An 18,670-nucleotide genomic window follows, 5' to 3' on the forward strand; every position below is an offset into this window, starting at 1 on the left:
GGCGCCTCCGTTTCCCTCCCGACCCGCACCCGCGATCCGCACCCGTAGGGGCGAGGCTCGCCCGACTCAAGTCCGAATCCAGGGCGAGGCAAGCCTTGCCCCTACACGGATTCGATGGGCCTCTGGCGCCAGAGGCCGCCGCTACCTCCCCACCGCCAGCGTGCCCACGGTCCAGAGGATCTTCGCGCCCGCGCGGACGCTCCCCGAGACCGTCCCGCTGATCGTGCTCACGCCCGCCTGCCTCTGGCGGTAGGCGACGGGCACTTCGGCGCAGCGTAGCCCCTCGCGCGAGGCCTTGGCCTGCATCTCGACCGTCCAGCCCCAGGTCTCATCGCGCATGTTCAGCGCCCGCAGCGTGTCCCAACGGATAGCGCGAAAGGGGCCGAGATCGGTCCACCGCGCGCCCCAGCGCGCCCGCAAGAGGCCGCTGGCGAGTTGGTTGCCCCAGCGCTGCACTGGCGTCAGCGCGCCGGGCTCCACGCGGCCCTCGCGCTCACCCAGCGCGCGGCTGCCCACGACGAGGTCGGCCGTGCGGAGCGCCGCTAGAAGCGCGGGCAGATCGTCCAGGTCGTCGCTGCCGTCGGCATCGGCGAACACGACGGCCTCTGGCGGATCGTGCGCGAGCACCTCTAGGCCGGCCAGGCACGCGCGGCCGTAGCCGCGCCGCGGCTCCACGATCACCTCGGCCCCCGCCTCTCGCGCCGCCTCTGGCGAACCGTCCGTGGAGCCACCGTCCACCACAATCACGCGCCCCACGCCTCGCGCCCGCAGTCCGCGCACGACGCCGCCCACGGTCGTCACTTCGCCGAGTGTGGGCACGATCGCAGCCAGAGGCGCAGGGTGGAGAGGGGTCATGTCACGCAGACGCGCGAGGCCGCGAACCGACTCGCCAGAGACCTGATCTACCGCGCGTTTCCACGATCAGGCCTCTGGCGCTCACGCGCGCGGGCGCATCCGCCGCTGCCTCTTGCGGAACCCATCGGCCGACCACTCCACGAGGCCGCGCGAGACGAGAAGGTCCATGATCTCGGCCGGGTTGCACGGCGGATCCCCGCCGACCGCCGCTTCCGCCTCCTGGCAGGCCACGGCCACATCGACCGCCGAAAACGACGCGGGGTGGTCCGGCAGCGCGGCAAGGATGAGCTTGGTAAACGGCGCGAGAAAGCGCCCGCGCAGCGGCACCAGCCGCCACGCCAGCCCACCGCCGGCCCCGGACCGAACGACCGCTTCGTCCGACGCGCGGCTTTCCAGCGCCTTCCGCCGCGCCCTCCGCGCCTGCTGCTGGAGAAGGCGGCGGCTGAAACGAGGCGAAGACATAGCGGGTCAGGAGGCGTCGGCGCGGTGGGACGCGCCACCGCGCGCGCCGTTCAGCCGCCCCTCGCCAGAGGCCTGCGGAGACCCCGCGAAGCATGCCCAGAAGCCAACAAAACGGGGCCTCTGGCGTTGATTCCGGGTCTGACATCCACTCGTCGCGGTCGTAGATTTAGGCCGACGAAAACAGCGATTCCTGCGCCAAAGGCGTGAGGCTCCCACACCCCCTTTATGGCTGAGAACATTCCCGACACGAACGCCCCCGTCCCTAGCGAGACCCCGCCTGCGAACGCGCTCCCAACCGAGCCCGCGGCCGTCGTACCGCCCGCGGCCACCGGCGACGGCGCGCCGCCCGTGCTCGCCGCCCGAGGCGACTACGGCGCCGACAACATCCAGGTCCTCGAAGGCCTGGAGGCCGTCCGCAAGAGGCCGGCCATGTACATCGGCGACGTCGGCGTGCGTGGCCTCCACCACCTCGTCTACGAGGTCGTGGACAACTCCATCGACGAGGCGCTCGCGGGCTACTGCGACCACATCGAGGTCGTGATCCACGAGGACAACTCGATCTCGGTCTCCGACGACGGCCGTGGCATCCCCGTCGCGATGCACGCCGGCGAGGGCAAGCCCGCCATCGAGGTCGTCATGACGGTCCTCCACGCCGGCGGCAAGTTCGACAAGGACACCTACAAGGTCTCCGGCGGCCTCCACGGTGTCGGCGTGAGCTGCGTCAACGCGCTCTCCAACCGGCTGGACGTGATGGTCCGCCGCGACGGCGGCGTGTTCAAGATGGCCTTCGAGAAGGGCGACACCGTTGAGCAGCTCACGCGCGTGCGCGACATGGAGCCGGACGAGGAGACCGGCACGACGGTCCGCTTCAAGCCCGACGACACCATCTTCTTCGAGCGCACCTACCGCTTCGATACCCTCGCGAGCCGCATGCGCGAGCTGGCGTACCTCAACAAGGGCGTCACCATCACGCTCTCCGACGAGCGCGAGGACGACGAGGAGCTGCGGACGGAGACCTACTACTCCGAAGGCGGCCTCGCCGAGTTCGTCGCCTACCTGGACGAAACGCGCGAGCCCATCTTCGACGGAACGATCCACATCGAGGACGAGACCGGCGACGTGCCGGTCGAGCTCGCGATGCAGTACAACACGGGCTACCAAGAGAACGTCCTCTCGTTCGTCAACAACATCAACACCCACGAGGGCGGCACGCACGTAAGCGGCTTCCGCCGCGCGCTCACGCGCATCCTCAAGGGCTACGCGGACAACAACGACCTCCTCAAAAAGGCCAAGGTCACGCTTTCCGGCGACGACTTCCGTGAGGGCATGACGGCGGTCCTGAGCGTCAAGGTGCAGGAGCCTCAGTTCGAGGGCCAGACCAAGACAAAGCTCGGCAACGGCGACGTGCAGGGCATCGTGGAAAGCCTCGTCGCGCAGAAGCTGAGCGAGTGGCTGGACGACCACCCGCAAGAGGCCAAGACGATCATCCAAAAGGTGATCATCAGCGCCCAGGCGCGGACCGCAGCCCGCAAGGCGCGCGAGCTCGTGCAGCGCAAGAGCGCCTTCGGCGGCGGCGGACTGCCGGGTAAGCTCGCGGACTGCGCGAGCAAGGACCCGAGCATCTCCGAGCTCTACCTCGTTGAGGGAGACTCGGCCGGCGGCTCCGCCAAGCAGGCGCGCGACCGGCACTTCCAGGCCATCCTGCCCCTTCGCGGCAAGATTCTCAATGTCGAGAAGGCGCGGCTGGACCGCGTACTGGACAACGAGGAGATCAAGAACATGGTCACCGCGCTCGGAGTCGGCCTGAGCGGCAACCCGGACGACTGGGACGACGACAAACTGCGCTACCACAAGGTCATCCTCATGACGGATGCCGACGTGGACGGCGCGCACATCCGAACGCTGCTGCTCACGTTCATCTACCGCTACCTCCGGCCGCTGCTGGAGAAGGGCTACATCTACATCGCGCTCCCGCCGCTTTACCGCGCCAAAAAGGGCAAGCGCGAGACGTATGCCTGGAACGACGAGCAGCTCAAGGCCATCATCGAGGAGATGGGCGGCTCTAAGGGCGTCGGCGTGCAGCGCTACAAGGGGCTGGGCGAGATGAACCCCGAGCAGCTCTGGTCCACGACGATGGACCCCGAGTTCCGGATGCTCCAGATCGTGACCATCGAGGACGCCGCGGCTGCGGACAAGACGTTCTCGACGCTCATGGGCGACGCCGTGGAGCCCCGGCGCAAGTTCATCGAGCGCAACGCCCGCTACGCGACGATCGACACCTAGGGGACGGGGCCAGTGGCCGGTGGCCAGTGGTCTGCTCCCGCCTCTGGCGATGCCTGTTACGCCCTTCAGCTCCGCTCCTGCCTCTGGCGCCGCCACGTCGCGCCAGAGGCCAAGCGGTGCGCGAGAGGCCGGGTCGCCCGACGTGATGCCGCCATGCGCCTCCACCCCGGTCCCGCTCTAGCATGACGCCAGAGGCGCGCCCCGACCTGACGCTCGTCATCCCGGTCTACAACGAGGCCGAGAGCCTGCCTGAGCTGCAAGCCGCCATCCAGGCCGCGCTCGATGGCGCGGGACTCAGCTTCGAGGTGTGGCTCATCGACGACGGCTCGACCGACGGATCGTGGGCCGAGATCGAGGCCTCTGGCGAGCGCGACGGCCGCTTTGGCGGCGTGCGGTTCCGCCGCAACTACGGCAAAAGCGCCGCCCTCGCGGCCGGTTTCGAGCGCGCCAGAGGCCGCTACGTCGCCACGCTGGACGCGGATTTGCAGGACGATCCGGCCGAGCTTCCCGAGATGGTCGCGCGGCTGGAAGCCGGTGCGGACCTGGTGAGTGGGTGGAAGCAAAAGCGGCACGATCCGCTGGGCAAGACCATCCCGAGCCGGTTCTTCAACGGCGTCACGCGCCTCGTCTCCGGCATCCCGCTGCACGATTTCAACAGCGGCATCAAGGCCTACCGGTGTGAGGTAGTCAAGGGCGTCCGCGTCTACGGCGAGTTGCACCGCTACATCCCGCTTCTCGCGAAGTGGGAAGGGTTCGACCGGATTGAGGAGCAGGTGGTGCAGCACCACCCGCGGAAGTACGGCACGACGAAGTTCGGCCTGGAGCGCTTCCTCAAGGGCTTCCTAGATCTCATCACGGTCGTCTTCCTGACCCGCTTCGCTCGACGGCCAATGCTGTTCTTCGGCGGGCTGGGCACGCTCGCGTTTCTGCTCGGCTTCGCCATCCTCGCGTGGCTCAGCATCGCGAAACTCGCCTTTGGCGACCCCATCGGCGACCGGCCGCTTTTGCTCTTCGGCGTGATGCTGATCCTGCTCGGCGCGCAGTCTTTCCTCGCGGGCCTGCTCGGCGAGATGATCGTGCGGCCCGAGATGGAGGGCACGGCGCGGCTCGAAATCAGCGACGACCTCCGGCCTCTGGCGCCAGAGGCTATCCAGCCCGACGCTGACACGCCAGAGGCCTCTGGCGTCAGGGCCGCCAGCCGAGCGTAAGGCCACCATAGGTGGAGCGCACGAAGCCGTCGCCGATGTCGGTGACGCCGTAGCTGGCCCGCATCGCCAGGCGCTCGCCGATGCGCGTCATCGTGGCATCGCCAGAGGCCAGGCCTGCGAGACGGACCGCGCCGCCGACATCGAGGCCAAGGCCCCACGTGGAGCCGAACTCCACAAAGCCGTCGCCCTCGAAGTGACCTCGCGTGTAGGAGACTACGTCGAACAGCGTTGCGCGGATGGCACGGCGGCCTTCTACCGAACCGGCGCCGTCGCCGAGAATGAGGCTGCCCGCGCCGACATCGCCGAAGAACGGATCGCGCACGAGTTCGACGTACTGCGGCACGCCCTCTGGCGAGACCTCGAAGCCGACGTAACGATCCAGACGGGATGCGGCCTCAATGCGTCCGTCGAGGACAAGGAGTGGCACGCGGCCCGTACCGAGCGCGAGGTCCAGACCGGCGCGGACGCCGTAGCCCATCACCGCCACGCGGGCGTTGGAAGGGGCGTCGGTCTCCCGGTAGAAGTCCGGGCGCCTGTTGGCGAGCGTGAGGTTTTGCTGCACGTAGCCCGTCGAGACGTCGAGGATGGGCAAGACCGGGCCTCTGGCGTTGCGGCCAAAAACGGGAAAAGTGACAGCGGCGCCGAGGTCCATGGTGAGGCCGGTGGCACGGTCGGACTCCGCGAGTTCACCGCTTGGGAAGAGCTCGACGCCGCGACGCGCGTGGAGCGCGGCCCCCAGGTCGATCTCGACCGGGCCGGTCCACCCCGCGCCTAGCGCTGCACTCAGAGCGTCCTCATGGGACTCATAGTCAAAAAGGGGCACGCCGGCGTCGCTCGTCCACGTCTGGACGCCGTAGTCCAGCAGCGTGTAGCTGGCCCCCACGCCCAGCGCCAGAGGCTGTCCGGCGAGACGAACCTCGGCGCCTGCGGCGACGGCGGCGTTCGTGAGACCGATGGTGTCGCCAAACCCGAAATCACCCGAACGATCTGCTCTCACAAAGAGGCCCCGGGACCGGCCGACGCCCGCCAGGAGCGCGGGGTTGCGGTGGAACGCCAGAGGCTCGGCGGTTTGCGCAAACGCCCCCGCGCCAGCCGCCGAGGCATCATCCGCGCTAAACGGAGGGGTCTCGGCCAGGAAGTACGTGCCGACCCGCTGCGCCGAGGCTGGAGCAGCGAGAAGGAGGATCGCGAGGAGGAGTCCGCGCATAACGGTACGGGATAGGTGCGAGCCGAACGTACGGCGCGCATTGCGTCTCCCTCCTCCCCTTCCGCGTCCTTGCCTTTGCCGTCTCGCCAGAGGCCTCTGGCGAGACGATCCGTCGTCACCGCCAGCCGAGCGTAAAGCCCACGTAGTCGGTCTCGCCAGCCTCGCCGAGGTCGTAGCGCGCCACGTCGCCGCGGAGCGTGAGGCGGTCGCCGAAGGAGAGCAGGCGCGGGTTGTTCGTCGCGGCGCCGATGGCGCGGACCAGGCCATCGAGCTGGACCCCGATGCCGGCCGAGGTGACGTCCTCCTGCATGTCGCGCTGCATCTGCCCCGCGCGGAGCACGAGCGTCTCGAACAGCGTCAGCGAGGCGCCGATGCGCGTGGCGTCCTGCTGGTCCGCCTTCTCCATCTCGGCGCGCACGTCGGCGCGGGCCACGCGGAAGCGGAAGCGGCGGCCGAACTGCTGCGTAAACGCGACCGCGGCACTGCCGCCGAACACGCCGGCCTCTGGCGGCGGCGCGGGAGCGCTGGGGAAGGTGTCGTCCCGCGTGAAGTAGTCCTCTTGGAGCACGATGTTGCGCCGCGCGTAGCCGCCGGTGATGCGCAGCGAGATCGCAGCCTCGCCGGCCTCATCGGGGCCGCCCAGCACGTCGTACGTGATCGCGGTGCCCAGGTCCAAGGTGGTGACTCGGTCGCGGCCGAGCGCACTCCGGTCGCTGATGATGCGCGGCGTCTCGCGGGACTCCCGGTAGAAGCTGGACCCGCCGATGCGGACGTGGATCGGGCCGTCCCAGCCGATACCGAGGCCGCCGCCGTAGGAGCGCTGCTCGGTGTCGTACGGGTCGAGCGGGATGCCCAGGGGTCCGTTCTGCTGCACTCCGTCCACGTTGAGCTCGGAGTAGCCGCCGCCCAGCCCCACGTGGAGCGGGTACCCGGCGACCGACGTTCCCATTCCGATGGACAGCGCCGATGACCCGATAAGCTGATCCTGGTCGCCGAAAGCGTCCGGCGCGAGCCCGGCGGAAAACCGGAGGCCCGGCCGCGCGCCCGCATCCGCGAGCAGCGCGGGGTTGAACCGCACCGCGTACGGGCTCTCCGTCGGCGCGAACGCCGTGGCGCCCCCCACGCCGACCCCGATGGGAGACACGAGGAGGTTCTGGAAGGCCGAAACAGCGGTTTGCTGAGCCGCGGCCGGCGCCAGAGGCAGCGCGAGCAGCAGCGCGAGGAGAAAACGTGACACAGGGATTCAGGCTGGTGGGGACACGCCGCGTCCGAACCCACTCGGACCGCCGCCGGCACAGTATCGGCACATCTCGCCGGAGGTGAAGCGCCGAGCCTCTGGCGTCGTCATCTTGTGGGCCGTCACCTACGCCAGAGGCCATCTCGCGCCGCTTTGCCCTTCTCGGTCCGTTTGCGCCCTACCGGGGCGGCATCGCGCACTTCCACGACGCCCTCGCGGACGGGCTGGAGGCGCGCGGTCACGACGTTCTGCGCCTCTCCTTCCGCCGCCAGTACCCCGGCGTGCTGTTCCCGGGCACGAGCCAGCTCGAACCCGACGCGGCGGCCTCTGGCGCCAGCGGCCTGGGTGGCGCCAGCGGCGAGCCGCCGCCGCGCGTGCTGGACACGTTGAACCCGCTCGCGTGGCGCCGCGCCGTGCGCGAGGTGCGCGAGTGGCGGGCAGACGCGATGGTGTTTCCCTACTGGATGTCCTTTTTCGCGCCGATGTGGGGCGGCATCGTGCGCGGTCTGGCGCCGGACATCCCGAGCGTGGGGCTGGTCCACAACGCGCTGCCGCACGAGCGCCGCCCCGGCGACCGGCCTCTGGCGCGCTACGCACTCGGGCGGTGCGAGGGGCTCGTGACGCTTTCCGACCGCGTGCGGCTGGACGTGCAGGCGCTCGGGCTGGGCGAGACCCCGGCGCGGCAGGTGGCGCACCCGGCCTACCGCCAGTTCGGCGACGCGCTCCCGCGCGGCGAAGCCCGCGCCGCGCTCGGCATCCCGCCAGAGGCCCCGCTGCTGCTGTTCTTCGGTTTCGTGCGCGCCTACAAAGGCCTCTCCGTCTTGCTAGAGGCGCTGCCCGCCATTCGCCAGAGGCTGCCCGGGGTACAGCTCATCGTGGCCGGTGAGTTCTACGACGACCGGGCGCCGTACGACGCGCAGATCGCGCGCCTCGGCATCGGCGACGCGGTGCGCATCGAGAGCGGCTACGCCTCGGGCGAGCGCGTGCGGCTGCTGTTCTCCGCCGCTGACCTTGTGGTGCAGCCGTACGTCTCGGCCACGCAGAGCGGCGTGGCGCAGGTGGCCTTCGGCCTGGGACGGCCGGTACTGACGACCGACGTGGGCGGCCTCGCCGAGGCCATCGGCGAAGGCGGGCTCGTTGTGCCGCCCGGAGACCCGGCGCCTCTGGCGGAATCGGCCCTCCGTTTTTTCCAGGAGCCCGGCGTGCGCCAGAGGCTGACCGCCGGCGCCGCGGCCCAGGGCGACGCGGGCGACTGGGGCCCCGTCGTGGACGCGGTGGAGCAGCTAGCGGGGTAGCTCGCGCACCGGGGCGGGCGCCATCTCCTTGAGCCACTCCGTAGCCGCGTCGTAGTCGACAAAGGCACGGACGCGGTGCCCTTTATCCGACGCCGCGGACTCGAAGAACTGCGCCTTCTCGAACCCCTTTCTGTACACGTCCACAACGGCCGTTGGCGCTTTGGCGAGGCGGGGGTACTGCGCGAGCGCGCGCACCAAGCGGTACATCTCCGGGTACGAAAGCACGTCCGTGTCGTAGATCTGCCGGAGGTCCACGAGCACGCCCGTGAACGCGCGGTGCGTCTCAGCCAGCCGGTCTGCCTCCTGGACGTTGGCGATCGCGCGGCCGAGGTTCAGCTTCCCCGCCAGCGCGACAATCAGCAGGCCAGTAGAGGGGTCGAAGTGAACGCGGGACACGACGTAGCAGCCGAGGATGAGACCGCACGATACCGATCAGAACGCGCGATGTGAAAGAGAGATATGCATATACATACCACCGCGAGCGCCGCCTTTCTCTGCTCGGCACAAGCCTCTGGCGCCAGAGGCCGCGGTTTCGCACGCGTCTAATCCCGGAGCCGCCTCCGCCGCCGCTACCTTCGCGCACCCCCGCAATCGCATGGACTACGATCCCGTCAAAGACCGCCTCGGCGCCTTCTTCTGGAAGACCCCGACCCGCACCAAAGCGTTCTTCCGCACGCTCGACGCCGTTTTCCTGCGCTCGTGGTACGTCCGCCGCGCCCTTCGCGAGATCATCGGCGCGAGCGACCGCCAGAGGCCCTTCCGCGTGCTCGACGCCGGGACCGGGTTCGGGCAGTACGCCTACTGGCTCGTCAAGACGTTCCCGCACGTGGAGGTGCTGGCCGTGGACGTCAAGCAGGACTACCTGGACCGCGCCCGCGCGTTTCTGGACACCACGCCGTACGCCAGCCGCGTAACGTTCGAGCAGCGCGACCTGACCGAGCCGATGGCCGAGGAGGACGCCTTCGACCTCTGCCTGAGCGTCGACGTGATGGAGCACATCGAGGACGACCGCGCCGTGTTCCGCAACTTCCATCGTGTGCTGGCCTCTGGCGGCCACGTGATCGTCAACACGCCGAGCGATCAGGGCGGCAGCGGCGTGACCGAAGAGGGGGACGAGAGCTGGATCGGCGAGCACGTGCGCGACGGCTACAACGCGGGCGAACTGCGCGAAAAGCTGGAGACCGCCGGCCTGGAGCACGTCCGCACGGAGTACGGCTACGGCCCGTGGGGCACGGTGGGGTGGCGGCTGCTGGTCAAGTGGCCCATCGCGGCGCTCAACACGACGTGGGCGGCGGCGCCCCTGCTCGCGCCTTACTACGCGCTCGCCGGCCCCGCCGGCCTCGCGCTCAACCGCGCCGACCTCGCGCGCGACAACGCCAGCGGCACGGGCCTCACCGTCGTCTCGCGGAAGCCGTAGCGCCAGAGGCCTCTGGCGGAGACCGCCCGTTCAGGGGCGCGCGTGGCGCGCTGCCCCTATCCGTGGCGCCAGCGCCTCTGGCGCGTGGGGCTGTTCCACGGGTGAAACAGGACGCGTGTTACCCCCCTCCCGAGCGTAGCGGCTTGGCCCCATCTGGCCACAGGCTGCTCCCATGCAAGCGATGGCATCGCGGGTTGTTTGTGGGCGCGTGTTGCGTCCGTGACAACGAATGATGTATCTCGCGGCACTGGCGAGGCCTTACGGCCTCTCTCTACACCTCACCCCTTGCTTTCATGACGCGTCGCTCTACTGCCCTCACGCTCCTGGTTCTGTTCGCCGCCCCGTTCGTCGCGGGCTGCGGGTCCATCATCCACGGCACCCGCCAGGAGATCATCTTGAACTCGACGCCAGAGGGCGCGCAGATCCTAGAGAACGGCCAGCCCATCGGCACCACGCCGACCACGCTCCGCTTTAGGCGCGGCGACGATCACCTCCTCACGTTCCGCCTCGATGGCTACCAAGACGTGCGCGTCACGCTCGACAAAGAGCTGGACGCCACCTCCATGGTGCTCAACCTCCTCTTCGGTGGCCTCATCGGCTTCGTGGTGGACTTCTCCAACGGCGCCGCCTACGAGCTCGACCCGGACATCGTGGACGTGGTGATGCAGCGCGAAGGCATGAGCGCCGTCGAGGCCCGCGAGGGCGAGGTCAACGTCGTGTTCTTCACCACCGACCAGGTGGCCGAGGCGATGGCTGCCCAGGCCGCCGCCGAGTAGACCGCCCGCTCTCGCCTCTGGCGCAGAGCCTGCCCGTGCCCGTTGGCCCCGCCGCCAGAGGCCCATCTGCCCGGCCTCTGGCGGCGTTCCGTTTCCCCCGACTCCTGTTGCTATGCGGTTTCTCCTGTTCGCACTCGCCTTGTTCCTCGCGCTTCCCGCTACGGCTCAGGATGTTCTCCCAGGACGGGCGTACGAGCCCCCGCTCGACGTTGGGCCGCGGCGGCAGAACGGACCCCGCTTTGGCGTGACGTACCTCGCCCCCGGCGTGGTCGAGCGGATCAACGACGCCATCGGCCCGAACGATGATGGCGAGGACCGCTTCAATACGCCGCTCACCACGCAGTTCGGCTGGCAGTTCGAGATCCCGACGTTCCAAGCGGACAATGGCCTGACAGGCGTGGTGGAAGCCGTGCCGCTCATCGGTGGCTTGGAGCGGGGGCTGTTCCTGCCCACGTTCACGTTTATCGCGGGCGTTCGCACGCCAAGCGGCTTCGAGGTCGGCGTCGGGCCCAACCTCAGCCTCACCGGCCTAGCCTCGGTGGAGAGCAGCAGCAGCGAGAGCGGCATCGCCGCGTCGCTCGCCATCGTGGCAGGCAAGAGCATCGACGTGGGCGGCGCGAACGTGCCTCTCAACGTCGCCGTCGCGCTTGGCGAAAGCGGCTCACGAATCAGCCTGCTGATCGGCCTGACCACGTCCAACGGACGGTACTAAGGGAGGCCCCTTAGCGCCGCCTGACCCGAACCGCGCGGGCGCCAGAGGCCGGGGGCCACGGCGCGCTCGTGTGAAAGCCTCTGGCGGAGGCGCAATTCGCACCGCGCCAGAGGCGCGTCTCCGTAGGTTGCTGAGCGGACGCACCCTCTACCCCGATGCCTGCCGCAGCCCCCTCCGCCCCCGTCAAGTTCATCTTCGTGACCGGCGGCGTGACCTCCTCCCTGGGCAAGGGGATCGTCTCGGCCAGCCTCGGGCGGCTCCTGGAAGCGCACGGCTTGCGCGTGACGGTCCAGAAATTCGACCCGTACATCAACGTGGACGCGGGGACGATGAACCCGTACGAGCACGGCGAGGTGTACGTCACCGACGACGGCGCCGAGACGGACCTCGACCTCGGCCACTACGAGCGCTTTCTCGGCGTGCCGATGTCGCAGGCTAACAACGTGACCACCGGGCGCATCTACAGCGAGGTGATCGCGAAGGAGCGCCGCGGGCAGTACCTCGGCAAAACGGTCCAGGTGGTCCCGCACGTGATCGACGAGATCAAGTCGTGGATGCGGAAGCTCTCCGAGACCGGCGACTACGACGTGATCCTCATGGAGGTCGGCGGGACGGCGGGCGATATCGAGAGCCTACCGTACCTGGAAGCCATCCGCCAGATCGGGCTGGAGCACGGCCGCGCAAACGCGGCGCTCGTCCATCTCACGCTCGTCCCCTACCTCGCGGCCGCTGGCGAGCTCAAGACCAAGCCCACGCAGCACTCCGTCAAGACGCTCCAGAGCTACGGGCTCCAGCCGGACGTTCTCGTGTGCCGGACGGAGCACCCGCTGCCGGATGACGTGCGGCGCAAGATCGCGCTGTTCTGCAACGTGCAGAAAGAGGCCGTGATCGAGAGCCGCGACGCGGAAAGCATCTACGAGGTGCCGATGCTGCTCCGCGAGCAGGCCTTCGACCGCGTCATCCTGGACCGCCTCCAACTCCCCGCCAGCGACGACGCCGACGCCGGGATGGCGGCCTGGATTGACTCGGTCCGACGCCTCAAAAACCCTGAGAGCAAGGTCACCATCGCGCTCGTGGGCAAGTACGTGGAGCACCAGGACGCCTACAAATCCATCTCCGAGAGCTTCCTTCTCGCCGGCGCCGCCGCTGGCGTGCAGGTGGAAGTCAAGAGCGTGCTCTCCGATGACCTCACCGATGCGAACGTGGCCGAGCGGCTCGATGGCGCCTCTGGCGTGCTCGTCGCCCCCGGGTTCGGTGACCGCGGCATCAGCGGCAAGATCGAAGCCGTGCGGTGGGCGCGAGAAAGCGGCGTGCCGTTCCTGGGCATCTGCCTCGGGATGCAGGTGGCCTGCATCGAGTACGCTCGCAACGTGTGCGGCAAGGAAGGCGCGCACTCCACCGAGTTCGAACCCGACGCGCCGTTCCCCATCATCTCGCTCATGGCCGAGCAAAAGGACGTGACCGAAAAGGGCGGCACGATGCGCCTCGGCGAGTGGCCTTGCGCCATCGTGCGCGACACGATCGCGGACGACGTGTACGATGCCGAGATCATCCACGAGCGCCACCGCCACCGCTACGAGGTCAACAACGACCTCCGCTACGCGCTCCGCGAGGGCGGCCTCACGTTCTCGGGCGTGAACCCGGAGAAGGACCTCGTCGAGATCATCGAACTACCGCGCCCCTCGGCGCAAACGGACGCGGCCCGCCGGGCCTCTGGCGACGGCGCGGACGACGGAGGCGCCAGAGGCGCCACGCACCCGTGGTTCGTGGGCGTGCAGTTCCACCCCGAGTACCGGAGCACGGTCCAGGAGCCGCACCCGCTGTTCGTGCACTTCATCATGGCTGCCGCGCGCCACGCCGAGGCCGGCGGCGGGCTTGACGAGCCCAAAGCGCCGAGCAAAACGCGAAAGGTGCGCCGCGCGAGCGCCCGCGTCCTCGCGCAGAAGTGAGCGCGTCCACAGACGAGTCCTCGCCAGAGGCCTCTGGCGAGTCTGAAAACCCGTCCGGCACGAACGGGGAAGCGATGGCCCACTACGGTGGCCGCGTCCGCGTGCGCGTCGGCGCGCTGATCCCGGACGCGGCGCGCCAGAGGCTCTTGCTGGTTCAGCACGAGGCGCTGTGGGACGACGATGACCAGCCGTTCTGGACGCCCCCGGGCGGCGGCGTCGAGTTCGGCGAGGCGCTGGCGGAGGCCGCGCGCCGCGAGGTACAGGAGGAGACGGGATTGGACGTGCGCGTAGGCGCGCTGCGCTACACGCTGGATTTCGTGCGCCCGCCGCTCCACGCCGTCTCGTTCTACTTCGAGTGCGCGCTCACGCCAGAGGCCGCCGCGCGGATCGAGGCGGGCGAGGACGCCGTGCTGGGCTCGGACCCGGAACTGGACACCCAATTGCTGCGCGACGTGCAGTGGATCGCGCTGGACGACCTCTCCGACCTCCGCGTGTACCCCGAACCGTTCCGGCAGCGGCTCGCCGCAGACCTCCGCGCGGGATTCCCCGAAGGAACGCTCTACCTCGGCTCGTTCGACTGAGCCTCTGGCGCGCCGCGTGCGCACCGGCTACGGTCGCCTCTGGCGCTAGAGGCCCAAACGCACAACGGCCCCCGCTCCGAAGAGCGAGGACCGTTGTGGTGCGCGTGAGAACGCAGTACCGCGTACGGGATTTGAACCCGTGTTACCGCCGTGAGAGGGCGGCGTCCTAGGCCTCTAGACGAACGCGGCAGGGTCCGAAGAGACGTGCATCGCACGTCCCAGAGGGGCGTCCAAGATAAAGCGCCTCTGGCGGCGTTTCAGCCCTCCAACGTCATCTTCACGTGCGGGATGCCGACGTCCCAGAACACGTCGCCAGAGGCCTGGAAGCCCCACGTGCCGTAAAAGCCACGGAGGTGGTCCTGCGCGTAGAGCATGAAGCGTGTGTGGCCTTCGCGCCGGGCGTCCGCCAGCGCGGCCTCTACCATCGCGCGCCCGTAGCCGTGGCCGCGGGCCTCTGGCGCGACGGCGAAGCGCTCCAGCTTGGCCCACGTCTCACCCGCGGCCTCGACGGGCCGCCAGCGGCAGACGGCGGCGGGCCGCTCGCCCTCGAAGCCGAGCAGGTGGCGGCACGTGCGTCCCTGATCCGTGGGCCAGTCATACGCGTCCCACTCTTCCTCGGGCGGGCACGCCTGCTCCTCCACGAACACGCGGTGGCGCAACGCGCGCGCGGCCTCCCAGAGCGCGGCGTCGGTCACGGGCAGGATCGCCAGAGGCGGATGCATCGCGAGGGAGGTCTCGGCCACGCCTCTGGCGCCGGGGTGGCGCCAGAGGCGTGCGGGCTAGAAGAGGATGGGCTCGGCGTCCCGCTCCGTCACCGTCGGCAGGCCAGCGCCGATGTAGGTGGAGAACCACGCCTCGGTCGCGGGGAGACTCTCGGGCATCGCGCGCGGCGCGTGGGGGCTCAGGACACCAGCGGGAAGCGCGTTGGTGTAGGTGTTGAACTCGTAGCCTCCGCTAACCGAGCCGGAACGCGCATCGAACGCTTGCGAGAACGCGTAGGGGACCACTGGGTCCAGCGTGTGGTGATGGATCTGCACGTTCATGAGGTCGCTCTTGAAGAGAGACGCGGAGCGGCGGACGACCTCCAGCCGCGCGCCTGCGTAGTCCGCGTCGGCGTCGTAGGCGCCGCTGGCGCCCTGGAGAGGCAGCAGCAACTGCTCGCGGAGGAACGTGCCGCCAGGCAGACCGACCGCCCGTGGGTCGCCGCTCAGAAGGCCGGCTGCGAGGGTTTCGGCGACGGGGTTGTAGAAGTCGCTCGGACCGTAATACTCCGTGACAGCGTCGATGCGGTCATCGCGGATCTGGTGGAGGAGCGCCACGTTCGCGCCACGGCTGTAGCCCAGCGCGCCGATGTTGTCCTCGTCCGTCTCGTCGGCGAAGAGATCGAGCGCGACGCTGAGCAGCGCGATGGAATCGTCAACGTCGTAGTCCCAGGGGCTCTCGTTGCCGCCAGAGGTGTACGTCGCCGCCAGGCCGCCGACGCCCGCGAGAATGGGCTCGCTGCGGTAGACCGGAACGACCTGAACCGTCGTGGAGAACAGCGTCGGGAAGATGTCGGCCATCACTTCGAGCGACGCGTTGCCCGTGGTGTAGCCGCCGCCCGTCGCGATGGAGAAGCCGCTGTCGCCGCCGTGGTGGACCACGAGGACCGGGGCGTCATCCCCTACCCCGTCCGGCACGCGGACCACGCCGTAGTGCGTGAACGGAGCGCCCGGCCCCTCGCTCATCGTGTGAGAAACGACGTAGACCGTCGCGTCGTCCACGTCGGCCTGAGCGACGACGGTGCCGTTTGCGGCCTCTGGCGAGCGCGAGGCCCAGTCCGCGCGGACGGCGTCGATCTCGGCCGCGGAGGGCTCGCTGAACAGGCGGTTGATCGAGACCCCGAACAGGATGTTCAGGTTCTCCGGCGGATCGGTCTCTCCGGAGTCGCATCCGGCCCAGAACGGCGTCAGCGCAAGGAGGAGGGCGAGAAACAGCGGCGCGGAAGCGCGGCGAGGGAGCGTCGGCATAGGTCGGGGTTGGTGGGGGCAGGGGCATCGCGCCCGCGTGCGGACAAAGATAGGTCGCTGTGAAGACGCTCAACGAGGCACGCGCGGGTCCGCCGCCTTTCTAGTTTAGACGTAGTCCAGATAAGCCATCACCCATGACTCGACTCCTTCTCCTCACCCTCCTCCTCGCCTCTGGCGCCTCGGCCCAGACGGGCCGCGTCGAAGGCACCGTCCGCGACGCCGCCAGCGGCCAGCCTCTGGCGGGCGCCAACGTCGTCCTGGACGGCACGTCGCGCGGCGCGGCATCGGACGCCAGCGGCGCGTTCGTGATCTCGGACGTCGCCTCTGGCGAGGTCGTCCTCGTGGCGACGCGCGTCGGCTACACGGCCCTGCGCCAGAGGCTGACCGTGCGGGCCGGCGAGGCGGTGCGCGTAACGCTCGCGCTGAACGAGGCCGCGCTGGACGCGGGCGAGGTCGTCGTCCGGGCGCGCGAGTCGCTGACGGGTCTCGGCGTGCGCGACGTAGCGGGATCGGCGCACGTGATCGGGCCGGAGGCTCTCGCGCGGCGTTCGGATAGCGACCTGCACCGCGTCCTGAACGCCGTTCCGGGCGTGCAGGTGCAAGAGGAGGACGGCTACGGCCTCCGCATTAACGTCGGCCTGCGGGGAACGGGCGCCTCGCGCTCCAGCCGCGTGACGCTCATGGAAGACGGCGTGCTCGCCGCGCCCGCGCCGTACGCCGCGCCCGCCGCCTACGTCTCGCCGCACGTCGCGCGCATGGACGGCGTCGAAGTGCGCAAGGGAGCCGCCCAGGTCCGCTACGGCCCGTACACGACGGGTGGCGCCATCAACTTCCTCCCCGCCGCGATTCCCACGGCGCCAGAGGCTCGCGCGAGCGCATTCGGCCTCGGCGACCGCGAGACGCTGCACCTCCGCGCGGGCACGGCCGGGCCTCTGGCGGGCGGCCTGCGCGGCGGGATCGTGCTCGAAGGGCTCGTGGACCAGGCCGACGGCTTTAAAGAGCTTCGCGGGCCTGAATCGCTTGGCGGAGCCTCTGGCGCCGGCTTCGGCGCCGTCCTGGACGACGACACCGGCTTCCGCACGTCGGACTTCGTGGCGCGCGCGCAGGTGGCTACGACGAACGCGCCGGTTTACCAGTCGCTCACGCTCTCGCTGCTTCGCGCCGACGAGGACTCGCGCGAGACCTACCTCGGCCTCACCGCCGCCGACTTCGACGCCGCGCCTCTGGCGCGGTACGCGGGCAGCCGCGAGGACGAGATGGACGCCGCACAGCAGTCGGCGCGCCTGCGCCACGTCGCGGTCTTCTCCCCCCGCGTGGACCTCACCACGACGCTCTACCGCACGGGCACGCGCCGCAACTGGTACAAGCTGGACAAGGTGGACGGCGGGGTGTCGCCAGAGGCCTCGGCGGCCGGCATCGGCTCCATCCTGGCGAGCCCGGAGGATTATGCCGCCGAGCTGGCCGCACTTCGCGGCGCGCCTCTGGCGCAGGACGCCCGGCTGTACGTCAAGGCCAACAACCGGCGCTACTACTCCCAGGGCGTGCAGAGCGTGCTGGGCCTCCGCGTGGCGCCCCAGGCGCTGGTGGAGATCGGCGCGCGGCTCCACGCCGACGCGGAGGACCGCTTCCAGTGGGTGGACGGCTACTCCGTGGCAGGCGGCGCGTTGACGTTGGAGACCCCCGGCACGCCGGGGACGGACGCCAACCGCATCGAGCGGGCGCGTGCCGCGGCGGGCTTCGTGCAGGCCGAGATCGGCCTCGGGCGCCTGACGCTCACGCCGGGCGCGCGCATTGAGCACGTCCGCCTCTCGCGCGACGACTTCGGCGGCGCTGACGTGGACCGGACCGGCGCGGACCTCCGCCAGAGGGAAGACGTGGTCACGGCGCTGGTCCCCGGCCTGGCCGCCCAGGTGCGCGCGACGGACGCGCTCACGCTGTTCGCCGGCGCCCACCGCGGCTTCGCGCCGCCGGACTCCCGCCCGGAGTCCGAGCCCGAGTCCAGCCTCAACCTCGAAGCGGGCGCCCAGTTCGCCAGAGGCGCCGTCGACCTCGGCGCGACGGTCTACCGCAACGCCTACGCCAACCTGCTGGGCTCGGACGCGCTCGCCTCTGGCGGGACCGGATCGGGCGAGCTGTTCAACGGCGGCGAGGTCGACGCCTGGGGCGTGGAGACCACGCTGGGCACCGACGCCGCACGGGCGCTCGGTCTCGGAGGATGGGCGCTGCCGCTCCGCGTGGCCTACACCTACACCGAGGCGCGTTTCGCGACCAGCTTCGAGAGCGAGTTCGAAGGCTGGGGCGACGTGGAGACCGGCGACGCGCTGCCGTACCTCGCGCCGCACCGGCTGTTCGTAGAGCTCGCCGCCGAGCGCGGGCCTCTGGCGGCGAGCGTGGCGCTCACGTCCTCTAGCGCGATGCGCGCAACGGCCGGCCAGGGCGACATCCCGGCCGAGGAGCGCATCGGCGGCGCGACGGTCGTGGACGCCTCGCTGGAGTGGTCGGCGTTCCGCACGCGATCCGGCCGCGAGCTCTCGCTGTTCGCCAGAGGCCAGAACCTGACCGACGCCGTCTACGTGGCCGCGCGCCGCCCGGCGGGCCTCCGCCCGGGCCTGCCCCGCACGTTCGGCATCGGCATCCGCGGCCAGTTCTAGCCGCCGCCGCTGTATCCGCGCCAGAGGC

Annotated in this window: 17 protein-coding genes and 1 tRNA gene; 10 read left to right on the forward strand and 8 right to left on the reverse strand. The window is 69.9% G+C overall.

Annotation, left to right across the window (positions count from 1 at the left end):
- Window positions 1-141 precede the first annotated feature (141 nt).
- Both BSZ36_RS14725 and BSZ36_RS14730 read right to left on the reverse strand, forming a co-directional pair.
- Window positions 142-855 carry a glycosyltransferase gene (locus BSZ36_RS14725; RefSeq protein ID WP_094550283.1) on the reverse strand — a complete coding sequence of 238 codons (714 nt, stop codon included), beginning with the start codon at window positions 853-855 and terminating at the stop codon, window positions 142-144.
- An 81-nt stretch (window positions 856-936) separates the two neighbouring features.
- Window positions 937-1,317: a hypothetical protein gene (locus BSZ36_RS14730; RefSeq protein ID WP_094550285.1), complete on the reverse strand. Its 381-nt coding sequence runs from the start codon at window positions 1,315-1,317 to the stop codon at window positions 937-939.
- 225 nt (window positions 1,318-1,542) lie between these two features.
- Between BSZ36_RS14730 and gyrB the strand changes: the two genes are divergently transcribed.
- The 3 genes from gyrB to BSZ36_RS14740 are packed head-to-tail and all read left to right on the forward strand — an operon-like array spanning window position 1,543 to window position 4,808.
- Window positions 1,543-3,600, forward strand: coding sequence for a DNA topoisomerase (ATP-hydrolyzing) subunit B (gene gyrB, locus BSZ36_RS14735; protein ID WP_094550287.1), 2,058 nt, complete (start codon window positions 1,543-1,545; stop codon window positions 3,598-3,600).
- 49 nt (window positions 3,601-3,649) lie between these two features.
- Window positions 3,650-3,781 (forward strand): hypothetical protein, encoded by a 132-nt coding sequence (locus tag BSZ36_RS20055; protein WP_281253158.1) that lies wholly within the window; start codon window positions 3,650-3,652, stop codon window positions 3,779-3,781.
- Between the two features lies 1 nt (window position 3,782).
- Window positions 3,783-4,808 (forward strand): glycosyltransferase family 2 protein, encoded by a 1,026-nt coding sequence (locus tag BSZ36_RS14740; RefSeq protein WP_094550289.1) that lies wholly within the window; start codon window positions 3,783-3,785, stop codon window positions 4,806-4,808.
- On the opposite strand, the gene BSZ36_RS14745 is transcribed toward BSZ36_RS14740, so the two are convergent.
- Entirely contained in the window at window positions 4,786-6,015 is a 1,230-nt protein-coding gene (locus tag BSZ36_RS14745; protein WP_094550291.1) for a hypothetical protein, read from the reverse strand. The genes BSZ36_RS14740 and BSZ36_RS14745 overlap by 23 nt on opposite strands.
- 115 nt (window positions 6,016-6,130) lie before the next feature.
- On the reverse strand, window positions 6,131-7,252 hold the full coding sequence (locus BSZ36_RS14750) for a hypothetical protein (protein WP_094550293.1): 1,122 nt from the start codon (window positions 7,250-7,252) through the stop codon (window positions 6,131-6,133).
- Between the two features lie 191 nt (window positions 7,253-7,443).
- On the opposite strand from BSZ36_RS14750, the gene BSZ36_RS14755 reads away from it, so the two are divergent.
- Complete coding sequence (locus BSZ36_RS14755; RefSeq protein ID WP_281253168.1) at window positions 7,444-8,547, forward strand: glycosyltransferase; 1,104 nt, start codon at window positions 7,444-7,446, stop codon at window positions 8,545-8,547.
- Here the strand turns inward: BSZ36_RS14755 and BSZ36_RS14760 are convergent.
- Window positions 8,536-8,943, reverse strand: a complete 408-nt coding sequence (locus tag BSZ36_RS14760; RefSeq protein WP_094550297.1) for a hypothetical protein — start codon at window positions 8,941-8,943, stop codon at window positions 8,536-8,538. The two genes, BSZ36_RS14755 and BSZ36_RS14760, sit on opposite strands and share 12 nt — an antisense overlap.
- Window positions 8,944-9,142: 199 nt before the next feature.
- Here BSZ36_RS14760 and BSZ36_RS14765 point away from each other — a divergent pair, with 199 nt between their 5' ends.
- The 5 genes from BSZ36_RS14765 (at window position 9,143) to BSZ36_RS14785 (ending at window position 13,982) form a co-directional block, all read left to right on the forward strand.
- Window positions 9,143-9,964: a class I SAM-dependent methyltransferase gene (locus BSZ36_RS14765; RefSeq protein ID WP_094550299.1), complete on the forward strand. Its 822-nt coding sequence runs from the start codon at window positions 9,143-9,145 to the stop codon at window positions 9,962-9,964.
- 293 nt (window positions 9,965-10,257) lie between these two features.
- On the forward strand, window positions 10,258-10,740 hold the full coding sequence (locus tag BSZ36_RS14770; protein WP_094550302.1) for a PEGA domain-containing protein: 483 nt from the start codon (window positions 10,258-10,260) through the stop codon (window positions 10,738-10,740).
- A gap of 112 nt (window positions 10,741-10,852) precedes the next feature.
- Window positions 10,853-11,452: a hypothetical protein gene (locus tag BSZ36_RS14775; RefSeq protein ID WP_094550304.1), complete on the forward strand. Its 600-nt coding sequence runs from the start codon at window positions 10,853-10,855 to the stop codon at window positions 11,450-11,452.
- 155 nt (window positions 11,453-11,607) lie between these two features.
- Entirely contained in the window at window positions 11,608-13,401 is a 1,794-nt protein-coding gene (locus BSZ36_RS14780; RefSeq protein WP_094550306.1) for a CTP synthase, read from the forward strand.
- Window positions 13,398-13,982 carry an NUDIX domain-containing protein gene (locus tag BSZ36_RS14785; protein WP_094550308.1) on the forward strand — a complete coding sequence of 195 codons (585 nt, stop codon included), beginning with the start codon at window positions 13,398-13,400 and terminating at the stop codon, window positions 13,980-13,982. The genes BSZ36_RS14780 and BSZ36_RS14785 overlap by 4 nt, the downstream gene beginning before the upstream one ends.
- 116 nt (window positions 13,983-14,098) lie before the next feature.
- Here the strand turns inward: BSZ36_RS14785 and BSZ36_RS14790 are convergent.
- The 3 genes from BSZ36_RS14790 to BSZ36_RS14800 all read right to left on the reverse strand — a co-directional run bounded on the left by BSZ36_RS14790 (window position 14,099) and on the right by BSZ36_RS14800 (window position 15,991).
- Window positions 14,099-14,171 (reverse strand) — tRNA-Glu (locus BSZ36_RS14790).
- 68 nt (window positions 14,172-14,239) lie between these two features.
- Window positions 14,240-14,725 (reverse strand): GNAT family N-acetyltransferase, encoded by a 486-nt coding sequence (locus tag BSZ36_RS14795; protein WP_218827690.1) that lies wholly within the window; start codon window positions 14,723-14,725, stop codon window positions 14,240-14,242.
- Window positions 14,726-14,761: 36 nt separating this feature from the next.
- On the reverse strand, window positions 14,762-15,991 hold the full coding sequence (locus BSZ36_RS14800; protein WP_094550310.1) for an alpha/beta hydrolase: 1,230 nt from the start codon (window positions 15,989-15,991) through the stop codon (window positions 14,762-14,764).
- 134 nt (window positions 15,992-16,125) lie between these two features.
- Between BSZ36_RS14800 and BSZ36_RS14805 the strand changes: the two genes are divergently transcribed.
- Window positions 16,126-18,642: a TonB-dependent receptor gene (locus BSZ36_RS14805; RefSeq protein WP_094550312.1), complete on the forward strand. Its 2,517-nt coding sequence runs from the start codon at window positions 16,126-16,128 to the stop codon at window positions 18,640-18,642.
- Window positions 18,643-18,670: the final 28 nt, after the last annotated feature.

Origin of the sequence: Rubricoccus marinus (genome assembly GCF_002257665.1) — a bacterium.
GTDB classification, from domain to species: Bacteria; Bacteroidota; Rhodothermia; order Rhodothermales; family Rubricoccaceae; genus Rubricoccus; species Rubricoccus marinus.